Origin of the sequence: Flavivirga abyssicola (assembly GCF_030540775.2) — a bacterium.
Lineage (GTDB): Bacteria > Bacteroidota > Bacteroidia > Flavobacteriales > Flavobacteriaceae > Flavivirga > Flavivirga abyssicola.
This window is the reverse complement of sequence record NZ_CP141266.1, coordinates 909,929-925,649: the sequence shown is the minus strand read 5'-3', so window position 1 is coordinate 925,649 and position 15,721 is coordinate 909,929. Positions and strand designations below refer to the sequence as shown.

Sequence of the window (15,721 nt, the reverse complement as noted above, 5' to 3'; positions counted from 1 at the left end):
TTCTTAATTCATTCTAAATGTGAGAGATGTCTTATTATAATGCGAAACAAATTAGGACAAAATAAGCTAGGACAAAACAAATATAATTACAATTATTTTAATCTAGCTGGGGTAAAACCGTACTTTACAATCTTTAAAGGTAATTTTAAGTTAATTGTATTTTATGTTTTTATTTAAAGCTAGAGCAAAAAAACGGAGTTCTAAATGTTGTTGTAACCATTTGTTTGTCAGACGGTTTAAGGGTTTTGGCTTTGTTGCGTTTGCTTTCAACACATTTTTTTGCCTAATAAAAATTTACCTTAAAAGGATAAAAACTTATCCGTAAGGGATTTTTTATTAAATCGTTAGAGCAATAATGAGATTAGGTTCTTAACTTTATGGAAGACTATAATATTTGCATAGTAGATTTTATAATCTAAACCTGCCTGTTCTTATTTAGGTTTACCGTCCTTTTTTATATTCAATAACTACATAATACATTTAAAATGGCTAAAATTAAGCATAATAATTTTCTTGATACCGTTAATGAAGTATTTACCGACGCTAAAGAACAGGGCGTATTACATTTATATGCTGAAGGTGATAGTTTTACGGGTAGAAAAATACGGGTAAAACAAAAAGATCTTTTTCATTTCGGAACAACGGGATACCTGGGGTTGGAACAGGATGAGCGCTTAAAAAAAGCAGCCATGGATGGTGTTTATAAATATGGAACGCAATTTCCACTTTCTAAAAGCTATATTTCAAATCCTTTATATGCCAAGCTAGAAGAAAAGATTACTCAATTGTACAATGCACCTATTATTATTACAAAAAATAGTACGCTTGGACATCTTGGCGTTATTCCTAGTGCCGTTGAGGATGGTGATGCTATTATTTTAGATCATCAAGTTCACTGGAGTGTACAAAGTGCAGCAAATGTGCTTAAAACACGTAGTGTGCCTATTGAGATGATTAGACACAGTCATCTCGATATGTTGGAAGATAAAATTAAAAAATTATCTTCCAAATATAAGAAAATATGGTATATGGCTGATGGTGTTTATTCTATGTATGGTGATGTTGCGCCTATAGATGAACTTATGGAGTTATGTAATAAGTATCCGCAATTACATCTGTATTTGGACGATGTTCATGGAATGAGTTGGGCAGGTAAACATGGAACGGGTTACGTACTTAGTAAATTAGGCGAATTACCAGAGAATGTGCTGTTATTTGGAACACTTAGTAAAACTTTTGGAGCTAGTGGAGCTGTGGCTGTATGTACTCATAAAAAAAGATATCATAAAATTAAAACCTTTGGAGGTCCTTTAACTTTTTCTGCCCAATTAGAACCGGCTTCTGTTGCAGCAGCAATTGCATCTGCAGATATTCATCTTTCTCCAGAAATTTATATGCTACAAAATGAATTATTGGAACGCATAACGCTATTCAATACGCTGTTATCAAAAACGGATTTGCCTTTGGTTGAACAAAACAATTCTCCGGTATTCTATATCGGGACAGGTATGCCAGTTACCGGGTATAATTTTGTGAATAGATTGATGAAGGAAGGGTTTTTTGTGAATTTAGGAATATTTCCAGCTGTACCTGTAAAGAATACTGGAATTAGAGTAACTATTTCCAGACATAATCAGGAAAAAGAAATTAAAAGTTTGGTAGATGCTATGGTTTATCATTATCCGAAAGCTTTAGAGGATACATATACTACTCCTGATAAAGTAAGAAGTGCTTTTAAATTGCCTATTTTAAAAGAGAAACCTAAAAAGAAGCTTGTTGATGAATTTAATGTTCAATATGAAAAAAGTATACTAGATGTCGATAAGGTAGAATGGAACAAACTTATGGGAAAAAAAGGCGTTTTTGATTGGGATGGTTTACTTTTTCTTGAAAACGTTTTTACTAAAAATGAACGCTCTGAAAATAATTGGGACTTTCACTATATTATTATTAGAGATGAAGCGCATGTACCCATATTGGCCACATTTTTTACATATGCGCTTTGGAAAGAAGATATGCTTGCACCAATTTCTGTCTCTATCCAATTAGAAGAAACACGAAAAAACGACCCTTATTATCTTACTTCCAACGTACTGGGGATGGGATCGCCATTCACAGAAGGGGAACATGTTTATTTAGATAAATCGCATCCTAATTGGAAGTTAGCCATGAAACAGATGTTGGATAAAATTGAAGAACTGGAATTGGAATTTAATTCAAACTGGTTAGTGCTACGGGACTTTGAAAACGATGATGAACTTAGTCAACTATTTCATCAACAGGGTTTTATTAAGACGGTAATGCCAGATTCGTGTCAAATCCTTGATCTATATTGGAAGACTATGGGTGAGTATCCTGAGTCATTATCCACACGCTCCAAAAAACACTTTAAAAAAGACATCCTGCCTTATGAAGAACGTTTTAGTATTGTACATCATGTAAGCCCTAATGAAACACAGATAGACCAATTCTACGAATTGTATAATAATGTAAATAAGCATAATCTCGCTTTAAATATGTTTCCTTTACCAAAAAATCTATTTACAATGATGGCTCAACACCCAAATTGGGAGTTCATAGTAATTTATTTAAAAGAGGAGTTTAATAAAGGAAAATCACATATACCAGTAGGTGTTATGTTTTGTTACAAAAATTTAGGAGCGACTTATACACCAGCTTTTATTGGTATGGATTACAATTACACTGATGAGCATCAGGTTTATAGGCAACTATTGTATCAGACAATTAAACAAGCTACAAAACTTAAGTTTAATAAGATAGATTTTGGTATGACAGCTTCTTTTGAAAAGAAAAAAGTAGGAGCGACTATTATTCCTAAAGTAGCCTATATACAGGCAAAAGATAATTATTCTATGGAGTTAATGGGGGTTATGGAAACGAATTCGTTTACTAATAATTAATGTGAATTTTGTTTTAAGAGTCGAAGATGTTACTTCGAGTTAAATTCTGGAAGAATTTAGTATCGAGAAGCTTTTTTATTGAGAATTTATTTGCCTATCTATTAGCAGCTAAAGTGTACCCACATCTTTAAAAAAGATTCATTATTTACTTTTCTTTGCGCGTCCAAAGAAAAGTAACAAAAGAAAAGACGCCCCTTCGATAGGAATTTCTTCTCTTGCTTAGGCTCGAGAAGAACCAAGCACAAAACTTCGACGTCGCTTCAATGCCTCACCCAATACTATGCTCCTGGGCTTCGAAGCTTTTGCTCTTTATTCTTACGAAGGGTTGGGGCTTGCCTGATGGTCATTTCTTAACAAGTACCTTAATCTCTTTTTTTAATATTATCATATACGGCTAAGTATCTTTAAGGTTTGAGGAATCTCTAACAATTAATTCAGCATCCAGAATTATCTTATTCAATTGTTGTTTAATAGTGGTTTTTTTAGCGTGTTCTAAAAACGTTTTAGCTGCCTGTTTTCCAATTTCAGTACTATGCTGATTTATACTTGTAATAGAAGGCGTAACCATGGCGGTAAAGGGTTCATTGCCAAAACCTACTAAGGCAATATCACGGGGCATCTTAATATCTTGCTCATTTAGCACTTGTTGTGCTCCCAAGGCGGCATAATCACCTGCGGCATAAACGGCATCAGGTCTGTTCTTTAAAGCCAATAACTGAGTCATTTTCTTTCTCCCGTCTTCAGTAGTTAGATTGCTTTCAATTAAAAGTTCATCCTCGATAGGAAGATTATGTTTTTTCAGAGCATCAATATACCCCCTTATTCTATTATTGAAAATTCGTGTATGCTTATAACCACCAATATGAGCAATTCGTTTGCAACCTTGCTGCACTAAATGATCAACAATCAAATGGCTGCTTTCGTAATCATTAATACCAATATAATCTACATTTAAATCATTTTCTCCACGATCGAATAAAATTAAAGGAATCCCCTTGGATTTAATTTTTTCATAATAATTCAAATCAATTGTTTCATTGGCCATAGAAGCTATAATGCCATCTACCTGGGTAAACAAAAGGGTGTCAATATTGCGGCATTCTTTTTTATAAGACTCATTAGATTGAGTTATAATGATATTATAGCCCTCTTTATCTAATTCCTCTTCGATATTTTGAATCACAGAAGAAAAAAAATTACTATTAGTCCTAGGAACTATAACGCCAACTAAATGACTTTTTCCTTTACGTAATGCGCTGGCAAGATGATTTGGTTGGTAATTTAGGTTTTTAGCAACTTGCTTTACAGCTCTTTTAGTCTTTTCACTTATACGAGAGTCATCATGCAAAGCCTTAGAAACAGCAGCAGGAGAAATATTTAAAACGTTAGCAATATCTTTTATGGTTGTTTTCTTTTTGATGTTCAATTTTTTTATATATTTGCTTAAACGTTTAAGCAAATATAACGTTTTAGATTTATAATCAAAAATGTAGTTTTAATATTGTGCATTTTTGATTTTATTTTTAAAAATTGATTAAACGTTTAAGCAATTAATATAAACTAAACATTTAAATAAGAAAAAAATGAAAAAGGTAGTCACTTTTGGAGAAATTATGTTAAGATTAGCTCCCCATGGATTTTTAAGATTTTCACAATCAACATCATTTGATGTTATATATGGAGGAGGAGAATCTAACGTTGCCGTATCTTTAGCAAATTATGGAGTTCCTGTAGATTTTATAACACGTTTACCAAAAAATGATATCGGTGAATGCGCTATGATGGAAATGCGTAAGAGAGGTGTTGGAACAGACAAAATTGTTTGGGGCGGAGACCGCTTGGGTATTTATTTTTTAGAAACTGGTGCCGTTAACAGAGGGTCTAAAGTAGTCTATGATCGTGCTCATTCTGCTATGGCAGAAATTCAACCAGGAATGGTGAATTGGGAAGAGGTTTTTGATGGAGCAGAGTGGTTTCACTGGACAGGGATAACCCCAGCTATTTCTCAGAGTTCTGCCGATGTTTGTTTAGAAGCAGTAAAAGCAGCAAGTAAACTGGGTCTAACTATTTCAACAGATTTAAATTACCGTCAGAAACTTTGGAAATATGGAGGGGATCGTGAAAAAATAATGACGGAGTTAACATCTTATTGTGATATCATCTTAGGAAATGAAGAAGATGCTGAGAAGCATTTTGGAATTAAGCCTGAGGGATTAGATATAACCACTCAAGGAGAACACGTTAAAGGAGAAGCATTTTTATCGGTTTGTGATCAAATGTTAAAAAAATTCCCGCGTGCTAAAAAAGTGATCACTACGTTAAGAGGATCAATATCAGCTTCACATAATACTTGGGCTGGTGTTTTATATGATGGAGAAACATTATATGAATCACCTCAATATCAAATTACAGACATTGTAGATAGAGTAGGAGGAGGAGATTCTTTTATGGGAGGATTAATCTACGGTTTGATAGAATACGAAGGGGATGACCAAAAAGCATTAAACTTTGCTGTCGCAGCTTCTTGTTTGAAACACACCATTAAAGGGGATGCTAACCTTTCTTCTATTGATGAAGTAAAAAAACTTATGGGTGGTGACGCTTCAGGAAGAGTTGCTAGATAATAAATTAATAGTTGAGATGTTTATTTGTTAAACATCTCAACAAAATAAAAAATAAACACATATGGCACAATTTACAAGAATAGAAGTTGCAGAAGTTATGAAAAGCACAGGGTTAGTTCCTTTGTTTTATAATAGCGATATAGAAGCAAGTAAAAAGGTATTAAAGGCTTGTTACGATGGCGGTGCTAGGTTGCTTGAGTTTACAGCCCGAGGCGATTTTGCTCATGAAGTTTTTGGTGAATTAATAAAATATGCAATTAAAGAATTACCAGGTATGGTGCTAGGTGTTGGTTCAGTAACTGATGCTGCGGCAGCCTCTAGGTTTATGGCTTTAGGTGCAAACTTTATTGTAACACCGGTTTTAAGAGAAGATATCGCTATCGCTTGCAATAGAAGAAAAGTTTTATGGTCTCCTGGTTGTGGAACCTTAACAGAAATAGCCAAAGCAGAAGAATTAGGCTGTGAAATTGTTAAATTATTCCCTGGAGATATTTACGGGCCACAATTTGTAAAAGGTATTAAAGGACCGCAACCTTGGACAAGTATTATGCCGACTGGTGGGGTGTCTCCAACAAAAGAAAACCTGGAAGCTTGGTTTAGTGCTGGAGTTACCTGTGTTGGAATGGGGTCTAAATTAATGGCCAAAGATGCTAATGGTCAGTTTGATTATGCTAAAATAGAAGAGCAGGTAAGGTTCTCTATTGAACTTATTAAAGAAGTTAGAAAGTAATTATAAGAATATTATTTATTCTACATGGCTAAAAACCTTCCTGTATTCAGGAAGGTTTTTCTTTTTTTTATGCGTGTAAATTTGTTACTTTTGGCATCAATTGAAAAATAACTAAATGTCGTATTTATAGTTATAATTATAAATATGACATTACTAACAAAAAAATAAAAATTAAAAGATGAAGACAATAAAGTTTTTAAGTGCAGCAATGATTGCTCTACTTGCAATGTCATGTAACAAGAGCGGTGTTACAAATTTACCGTTAAAAACACAAATAGACTCAGTGAGTTATGCTATCGGGTTAAGTAATGGGTATCAAGTAAGAGCAGGTTTTGAGGAGGTTAATATAGATCTTTTTGTTCAAGGGCTTAAAAATGGGGCTGACTCAACAAATATTTTAATAGAACAAGATAAAATTAATGTTATTATTCAAACTTATTTCCAAAAAAAGCAGCAGGAAGAGATGAAAAAGCAGCAAGAAGAAGCGCTTAAAAAAGCTGAAGAGCAGTTTGGAGATAATAAAGTAGAAAACGAAAAGTTTTTAACTGAAAATATATCTAAAGATGGTGTTGAAACTACAGATAGTGGTTTACAATATATTGTTTTAAAAGAAGGAAGTGGAGAAACCCCACAAGCAACATCAAGAGTTAAAGTTCATTATCATGGAACTAGAATTGATGGGACTGTGTTTGATAGTTCTGTTGATAGAGGCGAGCCATCGGAATTTGGAGTTAACCAAGTGATACCAGGATGGATAGAAGGGCTACAGCTAATGAAAGTTGGTTCTAAATATAAATTTTTCATTCCACAAGATTTAGCATATGGTGCTTTTCCACGTCAGGGAGGTGTTATTAAACCGTTTGATGCTTTGATATTTGAAGTAGAACTAATAGAAATAGTTAAGTAATTTAAGATTATTTAATATTATAAAACAAAAACAGGAAGCATTTGCTTCCTGTTTTTGTTTTATAAGTATTGTTATGGTGTGATAAAATCCAAACATTGTAACTTTGCATGAGTTAAATAAAGAATATATGAGTCACAAAGCAGGTTTTGTAAATATTATTGGTAACCCTAATGTAGGTAAGTCTACATTGATGAACGCCTTTGTGGGTGAGAAGCTATCTATTATAACGTCAAAGGAGCAGACCACGCGCCATAGGATTTTAGGTATTGTAAATGGTAATGATTTTCAAGTATTGTTTAGTGATACACCAGGAATTATAAAACCGGCTTACGAGTTACAGGAATCTATGATGGGCTTTGTGAAATCAGCTTTTGAAGACGCCGATGTACTAATTTATATGGTAGAAATTGGTGAGCAAGCACTTAAGGATGAAGCCTTCTTTAAAAAAATCACAAGCTCAAAAATCCCGGTATTATTACTTTTAAATAAGATTGATAGATCAGATCAAGAACAACTAGAAACTCAAGTACAGCTTTGGGCAGAAAAAGTCCCTAATGCTGAGATTATACCAATTTCTGCACTTGAAGGCTTTCAAGTAAAAGAAGTATTTAATAGAATTATAGAATTACTTCCAGAATCTCCACCATTTTATCCAAAAGATCAATTAACAGATAAACCTGAGCGTTTTTTTATAAATGAAAGTATAAGAGAAAAAATTCTACTTCATTACAAAAAAGAAATTCCTTATGCCGTTGAAGTTGATACTGAAGAATTTTTAGAAGAAGATAAGATCATTAGAATACGTTCTGTTATTATGGTAGAACGCGATACTCAAAAAGGTATTATTATTGGTCATAAAGGAAGTGCTTTAAAACGGGTGGGCGTAGAGGCTAGAAAAGATTTAGAAAAATTCTTTGGCAAGCAAATTCATTTAGAACTGTATGTTAAAGTAAATAAAAATTGGAGAAGCAATCAAAACCAACTGAAACGTTTTGGTTACAATCAATAGAAAATCCTAATACTTTCTTCTTAATAGGGTAACGTTAAATTTAAATACTATTATAATATTTGGACTTTAATTAAAAACAAAAAGTCAAGATGAGTTCAATACAAAACCTAGTAATAAATAATTCATAGATGTTTTTGTAGCTTCTTTTTTTAAGTGTCTTATGGAGTTCAAGAGGAAACAATAATGAAAAGTTTATTGCTGGTTTTTAAAATATACTAGATAGTTCGTTTCTACGAAACTATATAAAAATGTTTAGTTAGTTTAGTTTGTTGAGTTATAGTTAGTTGGTTAAGCACTTCAATTTTTAAGATTGAGGTGCTTTTTCAATTTTAATAACACGGTTCATAAAATCATGTAATGCACGCATTTCACTTTTACTAGAAGCTTTTCCAATACTTCCTGCAAAGTATAAAACAATCCAAATAAGTACCATTAAAAGCATCAAACTAACTTGTATGGCGTAACTTTTATCTAAAGACGAATTGGTATACGCCCATATCCCAAAAGCTATAAATAATCCAGCAACTATAAAATGAAAGAACATAAACATGGTCCAAACGGTTGGGTTAGGTCCAAATAGTCCATGAAGTAAACTAGAATTAGTGTCAATCTCATCAATTTCCAGATGGAGTTGAGGAGACCAAAAATGCTGTTTTTCTTTAGGGAATTTTATGAAGACATGATTGTCCAGTCGGGTAACAATAAAATCAGATTGCTTAGATTTCAGAACTTCAAAATCTTCTAAAATGGATTGGTTATTTCTATCAAGTTCTATTTTAAATCGTGGTCTTAAAGCAATATCATTATCTATTGGCATATGTTTAGTATTTTTAGTACAGTAAATTACTATTTTTTTCTATAACACATAAATAGTTTTAATCGAAAAGAATTCCTCGATGCTCTGCGTCGAGGTTTCCGTAGAAATTGTCATTCTCGTGAAGACGGGAATCTAAATACAGAATTTTGATTTTTGCCCCAAAGGTCAAAGCCTGTGCTCAACTTGATTGGGTATGAAACGGGCGAAATACTTCTATGGCTCTACCTTGAGGATAGTTCGTTTCAAAAAAATCTTTATTTTTTATAAAAACACTTTGAGTAGACTATATTTCCTATTTTTGCAAAATATTTCAAAAGAGAGATATAAATAAATCAGCCTAAGGCTGTTGTATATCATTTTATAGATTATGAGCAATATAGTAGCTATAGTAGGAAGACCAAATGTAGGGAAATCAACTTTTTTTAATCGTTTAATTCAACGAAGAGAAGCCATAGTTGATGCCGTGAGTGGCGTTACAAGAGACCGTCATTATGGTAAAAGTGATTGGAATGGAAAAGAGTTTTCTCTTATAGATACTGGGGGTTATGTATTGGGAAGTGATGATGTTTTTGAAGCTGAAATTGATAAACAAGTTGAATTGGCTATTGATGAAGCAGATGCTATTATTTTTATGGTAGATGTTGAAAATGGTGTTACAGGTATGGACGAAGATGTTGCTAATTTACTTAGAAAAGTAAGTAAGCCGGTATTTTTAGTCGTAAATAAAGTTGATAATGCTAAACGATCTGAAGATGCAGTAGAGTTTTATTCGTTAGGGTTAGGGGAGTATTATAACATTGCTAGTATAAATGGAAGTGGCACAGGAGATTTGTTAGATGCTTTAGTTGAAGCCTTACCAGAAAAAGAAGAAGTTGTAGAAGAAGAGTTACCACGATTTGCGGTGGTTGGACGTCCCAATGCTGGAAAATCGTCATTTATTAATGCGTTGATAGGAGAAGAGAGATACATTGTAACGGATATTGCAGGTACAACTAGAGATTCTATCGATACAAAATATAACCGTTTTGGTTTTGAGTTCAACTTGGTTGATACAGCGGGAATACGTAGAAAAGCCAAAGTAAAAGAAGATTTAGAATTTTACTCCGTAATGCGTAGTGTTAGAGCTATTGAGCATGCCGATGTATGTCTTTTGGTATTAGACGCAACACGAGGGTTTGATGGTCAGGTTCAAAATATATTCTGGTTGGCAGAACGTAACCGAAAAGGCATTGTTATTTTGGTTAATAAATGGGATTTGGTAGAGAAAGACCATAAATCAATGAAAGCATATGAAAAGGCTATCAGAAAACAAATAGAGCCTTTTACAGACGTGCCGATTATATTTATTTCGGCTTTATCCAAACAACGTATTTTCAAAGCGATAGAAACGGCTGTCGAAGTTTATAAAAACCGTTCTAAAAAAATAAAGACAAGTCAGCTTAATGATGTTTTACTTCCAATTATAGAAAACTACCCGCCACCAGCTTATAAAGCGAAATTTGTAAAGATTAAATACATCATGCAATTGCCAACGCCTCAACCGCAGTTTGCTTTTTTCTGTAATTTACCACAATATATAAAAGATCCCTATAAACGTTTTTTAGAAAATAAACTTCGTGAACATTTTGATTTTAAAGGGGTTCCTGTGAGTGTTTATATGCGTAAAAAATAAGAATGTCAATAAATTTATGCTTGTATAATATAAATATGTATATTTGTGTCATAGTTGAATAGGACACTAATACATTTGAATATGGTTTCTGCTAAAAAAATATCATTTAATTACAAAAACAGAAATATGTTATTTTCAGATTTAAGCTTTAATCAAAAAAAAGGTAGTATTCTAGGGCTACTCGGAAAAAATGCTGCTGGAAAGTCTACGTTATTTAATTTGTTAGCAGGATTAATTGAACCTAAACAAGGAGTACTTCGAGTTAATGGTTTTAATCCTTTTAAACGAAATCCAAAGTTTCTTATTAACATTTTTTTAGTACCCGAAGAGCCTTTTTATCCTTCGTTGAGCATAAATGCTTATTTAAAAGCATATACTCCATTATATAAGAATTTTGATTTAAAAAAGATGCATCAAATTTTACACGAATTTAAACTTAATGAAAAGGACAAGCTACAAGATATTTCTCATGGACAAAAGAAAAAATTTATAATAGCTTTTGCACTTTCTACCAATTGTAAAATGTTACTTTTAGATGAGCCTACAAATGGTCTTGATATTCACTCAAAAAGTATTTTTAGAAAAGTATTGGTTAATTCTATTGATGAAGACCAGTTAGTTATTATTTCAACACATCAAGTTCAAGACATAGAAACCATTATTGACAAAATTGTCATAATAGAAAATGGAGAAATCGTTTTTGACAAAGGAATATGGGCAATAAGCGAAAAGTTACAATTTAAAAAAATGACGTCGTTGTTAGAGTGTCCTGAAGCACTTTATCACGAAAAATGCCTAGGTGGTTATAACGTTATTTCTCCCGTTGTTGGAGGCGAAGAAACTAATGTTGATATAGAACTGCTTTACAAAGCAATCATTAACAAAACCGATATCAAAATTTAAAGTTATGTTAATATTTACAAATTTTGATATAAAACGCTATTACAATGCCTTAAAATATGATTTGATATTAAATGGGAAAAAATATGTTTTATTTATTGCTGGTCTTTTTGTTTTATTGCTAATAGTAGATTTAATTTTCATTATGGATAGTTATAATGAGATGGGGTTATATAATGGTCTTATCCCAGAATATAAGAAGCAATATAATCCAAATAGGTATAATAAAATGTTTTTTATCACTTACATGATATGCGCTTTGTTTGCCATAGGAACAGCATTTCCTTATTTAAGAAATCGAAAGAACGCTTCCCATTATTTAATGCTTCCAATATCAGTTTTAGAAAAATTTCTAATTGAATTTTCAATTCGAATTTTTGGATTTAGTATCATATTCATAGTCCTATTTTGGTTAGGTTTTAAGGTAGCAGAAATCATTTTTAATATGATTGACTTGTCAATGCCATTTGAAATCCGAAATTTTAATTTATTTCATCCGTTTACTTATATTGCTAAGAGTTCAGATAAGGTCTTTGTAACCTTATCATTATTATCTTATGCAACTTTTCTATTTGCAGGAGCTAGCCATTTTCAAAAAAATGCCTTTTTTAAAACGGTCTTATCTTTAGGGCTTCTATCATTATTGGCATATATGTTTTCATTAGTGCTTTCATATATTTTTATTCCAAATGAAGTTAGCGGATTCGAAGTTAAAATATTATCTAGAAAACTAGATAGTGGCATGCTAAATATTCAACTGTACTTTTATATTATTGGGGTATTTTCTAGTCTTTTTTTATTACCATATGCTTATTTTAAGCTTAAAGAAAAAGAAATTTAAAATGGACTTTAAAGCTACGAAGGGTATATACCTACAAATTGCAGATAATCTTTGTAGCCAAATTCTTGAAGGGAAATTAACTCCTAATGTTAGGGTTCCTTCCATACGAGATTTAGCTAGTGAAATGGAGGTTAATAGAAATACGGTAATGAGAGCCTATAGTTATTTGCAAGACGAAAATATTTTTGAAAACAAAAGAGGCATTGGTTTTTTTGTGTCCGATGCTGCTATAAAAATTATAAAGAATAAAGAGAAGTTAGATTTTTTTAAAAATGATATGCCATACTTACTTGAAAAAATAAGATTACTAAAGTTGAATAGCACCAATTTGGAAGCAATCATTTTAGAACTAAAAAAAAATGATTTAAATGAAAACAAGTAGTTATATACTTATTGCGTTTTTAATATTCTTTTTTGGAGCCATAATGGCACTACATATTGATTCTAAACTATATGAAGAGGAATATATTGAGTTGCGAGACATAGCATCTAAAATTGAAAAGGCTAGAAATGAGTTTCAGGTAGCAATGGAGAACTTTAAGAGAGATGTAGGAAATATTGAAAAAAGAAATGAATTTATTATAAAGGCAAACAGATATTTTTCTGATGAGCATGCATATCCTAAAGATATGAACAGTGCTGCATGGTATATTCATACACAATTTGATAAAATTAAAGATACAGCAGTCATGAAACTTGCTAATAAGTGGGCTAAAAAGGCATGTCATTTAAAACCTTATTCTCATACTGTAAATGATACATACGCACAAACATTATTTCATCTGGGATATATTGAAGAAGCCATAAGATATGAAACATTTGCAGAGAAGAAGGGTATTGAAGAAGGGCATAAATATGTGAAATTTTATACCCGAGACCTTGAGAGGTTTAAAGAAAAATTAGAAGAGCAAAATCAGTTGAAAAGTAAATAATTGAATCAAAAAACAAAAATATCATAGTAAATAATTTATTGAACTCATTTATTAAAAATATTATTAACAAATAAAAACTTACCCTTTAATAATTATCAAACATGAAAAAAATCATCTTTATCTTTTTATTAGGGCTCGCATGTAATGCTTTTGCCCAAAAAACTATTGAAAACCCTTCGTTTGAAGTTGCCAAAAGTGGTATAAGACATGTCTCTAAAATTGAAATATATAAAAATGAAACTAGAATTCATATTCATGACAAATTTATGCCTAACTGGTGGGATATGTTTAAAAACGATGTATTTATTCAGTATAATAATGGGGATGATAAAGCCTATTTAAAGTCTATTATAGGGCATGATTTAGGAACGAGAATTTTCATGCCAAAATCAGGAGAAAAAACAATTGTTCTAGTGTTTCCTCCGATAAGCAATAATGTTAAGAAAATAGATTTCAACAATGAAATTTTTGGAATATCATTAGTTGAAACTGATAAAAAACTTAATAAAACTAAAAAAGTTCCTAAAAGCGTTGTAAAATGGATTGATGATGAGCTTACAAAAGTAGCTACTAAGCCTATAGAAAATTATAATTCTCCTAAATTCTTCAATAAATCTACAGCTAGATTAATTGGCTACATTAAAGGTTATGATGTTAGGTTGGGTTTTAAAACAGGTATTATGTATATGGGTAATCCTATAACTAATGAGAGTTATCCAATAGTTGTTCAAGTGCATTCCGATGGCCGTTTTGAAGCAGACATTCCTTTAAATAATCCATTGTATACATACGTTGTGTTTGAAAAAAGGATCATTAATTTATATTTAGAACCAGAGCAAACGCTCGCAATGATTTTGGATTTTGATGAGTTTCTATTAGCCGATAGGTTTAGGTACAAGCGACATAAGTTTAAAAATATAGTATTCAAAGGCGATTTGGCACAAATAAATAAAGATCTAATGGGATTTGATTTTAAAGAATTCGATTATAAATCTTTTATGAAGAAGGTGAAAAAGTTATCCCCCGAAGAATTTAAAAAAGAAGAAAAACATGCTTATCAAAAAAATCAAGAAGCACTATCTAAATATTTAGCGAATAACATAACTGACAAAGCGAAGGTTTTATTGATAAATACAGTTGATTTAGACTATGCTATACATTTATTTGATTTTGTAAAAAGGAGAAATTATGAAGCTAAAAAAGATACTATTAATAGGGTCTTAAAAATACCAGTAAAAAAGGAGTATTATGACTTTTTAAAGGAAATTCCTTTAAATGATCAAAGCCTTTTAGCGTTAGATAAGTTCTCAGCTTTTGTTAACCGTTTCGAGTTTTGTAAGCCAATATCTATTTATCCAAAGGGAAATAAAACGGGCATTAAGCCAGAGAAGACATTGTTAGAGTATTTTGAAGAAGCAAATATCAAAATATCAGAAAATGATAAAGAGTTAATGGCGCTTCAAAAAAATAGAAGTTATAAATCGTATAAAGAATACCAAGAACAACTCAAATTATTTAGTGAAGACTATAGAAATGGGTTAAAAGCATATAACAAAAAGTATATTCAACCTCTTGTAGATGCGCAATCTAAACCACAAAAAACAGCAATGGAAAAATGGCGACTAAGAGATTCTGTTGTGAGCAATGTCTTCAACTTAAAAAAGAATCTGGTTCATGATGTGGCAAAAATAAGAGCATTGGATTTTGATATACAAAGATCGAATAGCAATGATGCACATGAGTATTGGGAAACTTTAAAAAAAGAGATAACACATCCTTTTTTAAAAGAAGAAGGCGACAGAATTGTAAATAAAAAATTTCCAATAGTATCAACAAATAACAATACATTAGATGGTAATACGAATACGGCTAGTATTCAAGCTAAAACAACTAAATTACCAGAGGGTAAGGCAACTGATATTTTTAGAAAAATTGTGGATCCATTTAAGGGCAAAATATTATTCATTGATTTTTGGGCAACATCATGCGCACCTTGTGTTGGTGGTATAAAAAGAATGAAAGATACCAGAAAAGAATATGAAGATAATAAAGATTTCGATTTTATTTTTATTACAGATGAGCGTTCTTCTCCAATGGGTAGGTATACAAAATTTGTTAAAGAGCAAGAACTTAAAAATATTTATAGATTGTCGTTAGACGATTATAACTATTTGCGCCAATTATTCAGATTTAATGGTATTCCCAGATATGTGGTAATTGATAAAAAAGGAGATGTTATTAATGATAAGTTTCCAATGTATAATTTTGATCATCTACTGGACGGAATTCTTGAAAAACACAAATAAAATCAGATAATTTAATAAAGTATATAAATCTCAATCATTTATAGGTTGAGATTTTTTTATTG

Annotated in this window: 13 protein-coding genes; 11 read left to right on the top strand and 2 right to left on the bottom strand. The window is 31.6% G+C overall.

Annotated elements, in window-relative coordinates; all coding sequences use genetic code 11:
* The first annotated feature begins 485 nt into the window (after positions 1–485).
* The gene (locus Q4Q34_RS03685) at positions 486–2,921 is read left to right on the top strand and encodes an aminotransferase class I/II-fold pyridoxal phosphate-dependent enzyme (protein WP_303319142.1); all 2,436 of its coding nucleotides are present in this window, start codon (positions 486–488) and stop codon (positions 2,919–2,921) included.
* A 394-nt stretch (positions 2,922–3,315) separates the two neighbouring features.
* Here Q4Q34_RS03685 and Q4Q34_RS03680 read toward each other — a convergent pair whose 3' ends face one another.
* Positions 3,316–4,347 carry a LacI family DNA-binding transcriptional regulator gene (locus tag Q4Q34_RS03680; RefSeq protein ID WP_303319141.1) on the bottom strand — a complete coding sequence of 344 codons (1,032 nt, stop codon included), beginning with the start codon at positions 4,345–4,347 and terminating at the stop codon, positions 3,316–3,318.
* A gap of 157 nt (positions 4,348–4,504) precedes the next feature.
* Between Q4Q34_RS03680 and Q4Q34_RS03675 the strand changes: the two genes are divergently transcribed.
* From Q4Q34_RS03675 to era, 4 genes are all read left to right on the top strand, one after another.
* Positions 4,505–5,545, top strand: coding sequence for a sugar kinase (locus Q4Q34_RS03675; protein ID WP_303319140.1), 1,041 nt, complete (start codon positions 4,505–4,507; stop codon positions 5,543–5,545).
* 61 nt (positions 5,546–5,606) lie between these two features.
* Entirely contained in the window at positions 5,607–6,275 is a 669-nt protein-coding gene (locus Q4Q34_RS03670) for a bifunctional 4-hydroxy-2-oxoglutarate aldolase/2-dehydro-3-deoxy-phosphogluconate aldolase (protein WP_303319139.1), read from the top strand.
* A 178-nt stretch (positions 6,276–6,453) separates the two neighbouring features.
* Positions 6,454–7,182 (top strand): FKBP-type peptidyl-prolyl cis-trans isomerase, encoded by a 729-nt coding sequence (locus Q4Q34_RS03665; RefSeq protein ID WP_303319138.1) that lies wholly within the window; start codon positions 6,454–6,456, stop codon positions 7,180–7,182.
* A gap of 127 nt (positions 7,183–7,309) precedes the next feature.
* Entirely contained in the window at positions 7,310–8,191 is an 882-nt protein-coding gene (gene era / locus Q4Q34_RS03660; protein WP_303319137.1) for a GTPase Era, read from the top strand.
* 304 nt (positions 8,192–8,495) lie between these two features.
* Here the strand turns inward: era and Q4Q34_RS03655 are convergent, their stop codons facing one another.
* Positions 8,496–9,008, bottom strand: coding sequence for a GTP-binding protein (locus Q4Q34_RS03655; protein WP_303319136.1), 513 nt, complete (start codon positions 9,006–9,008; stop codon positions 8,496–8,498).
* A 367-nt stretch (positions 9,009–9,375) separates the two neighbouring features.
* Between Q4Q34_RS03655 and der the strand changes: the two genes are divergently transcribed.
* From der to Q4Q34_RS03625, 6 genes are all read left to right on the top strand, one after another.
* A complete protein-coding gene (gene der / locus Q4Q34_RS03650; RefSeq protein WP_303319135.1) occupies positions 9,376–10,680 on the top strand; it encodes a ribosome biogenesis GTPase Der in 1,305 nt (434 codons plus the stop codon).
* A 126-nt stretch (positions 10,681–10,806) separates the two neighbouring features.
* Entirely contained in the window at positions 10,807–11,583 is a 777-nt protein-coding gene (locus Q4Q34_RS03645; RefSeq protein ID WP_303319134.1) for an ABC transporter ATP-binding protein, read from the top strand.
* Positions 11,584–11,587: 4 nt separating this feature from the next.
* Positions 11,588–12,421, top strand: coding sequence for a hypothetical protein (locus tag Q4Q34_RS03640; RefSeq protein ID WP_303319133.1), 834 nt, complete (start codon positions 11,588–11,590; stop codon positions 12,419–12,421).
* Between the two features lies 1 nt (position 12,422).
* The gene (locus Q4Q34_RS03635) at positions 12,423–12,803 is read left to right on the top strand and encodes a GntR family transcriptional regulator (RefSeq protein WP_303319132.1); all 381 of its coding nucleotides are present in this window, start codon (positions 12,423–12,425) and stop codon (positions 12,801–12,803) included.
* Positions 12,790–13,353 carry a hypothetical protein gene (locus tag Q4Q34_RS03630; protein ID WP_303319131.1) on the top strand — a complete coding sequence of 188 codons (564 nt, stop codon included), beginning with the start codon at positions 12,790–12,792 and terminating at the stop codon, positions 13,351–13,353. The genes Q4Q34_RS03635 and Q4Q34_RS03630 overlap by 14 nt, the downstream gene beginning before the upstream one ends.
* A gap of 101 nt (positions 13,354–13,454) precedes the next feature.
* On the top strand, positions 13,455–15,659 hold the full coding sequence (locus tag Q4Q34_RS03625) for a TlpA family protein disulfide reductase (protein WP_303319130.1): 2,205 nt from the start codon (positions 13,455–13,457) through the stop codon (positions 15,657–15,659).
* The last annotated feature ends 62 nt before the right edge of the window (positions 15,660–15,721 follow it).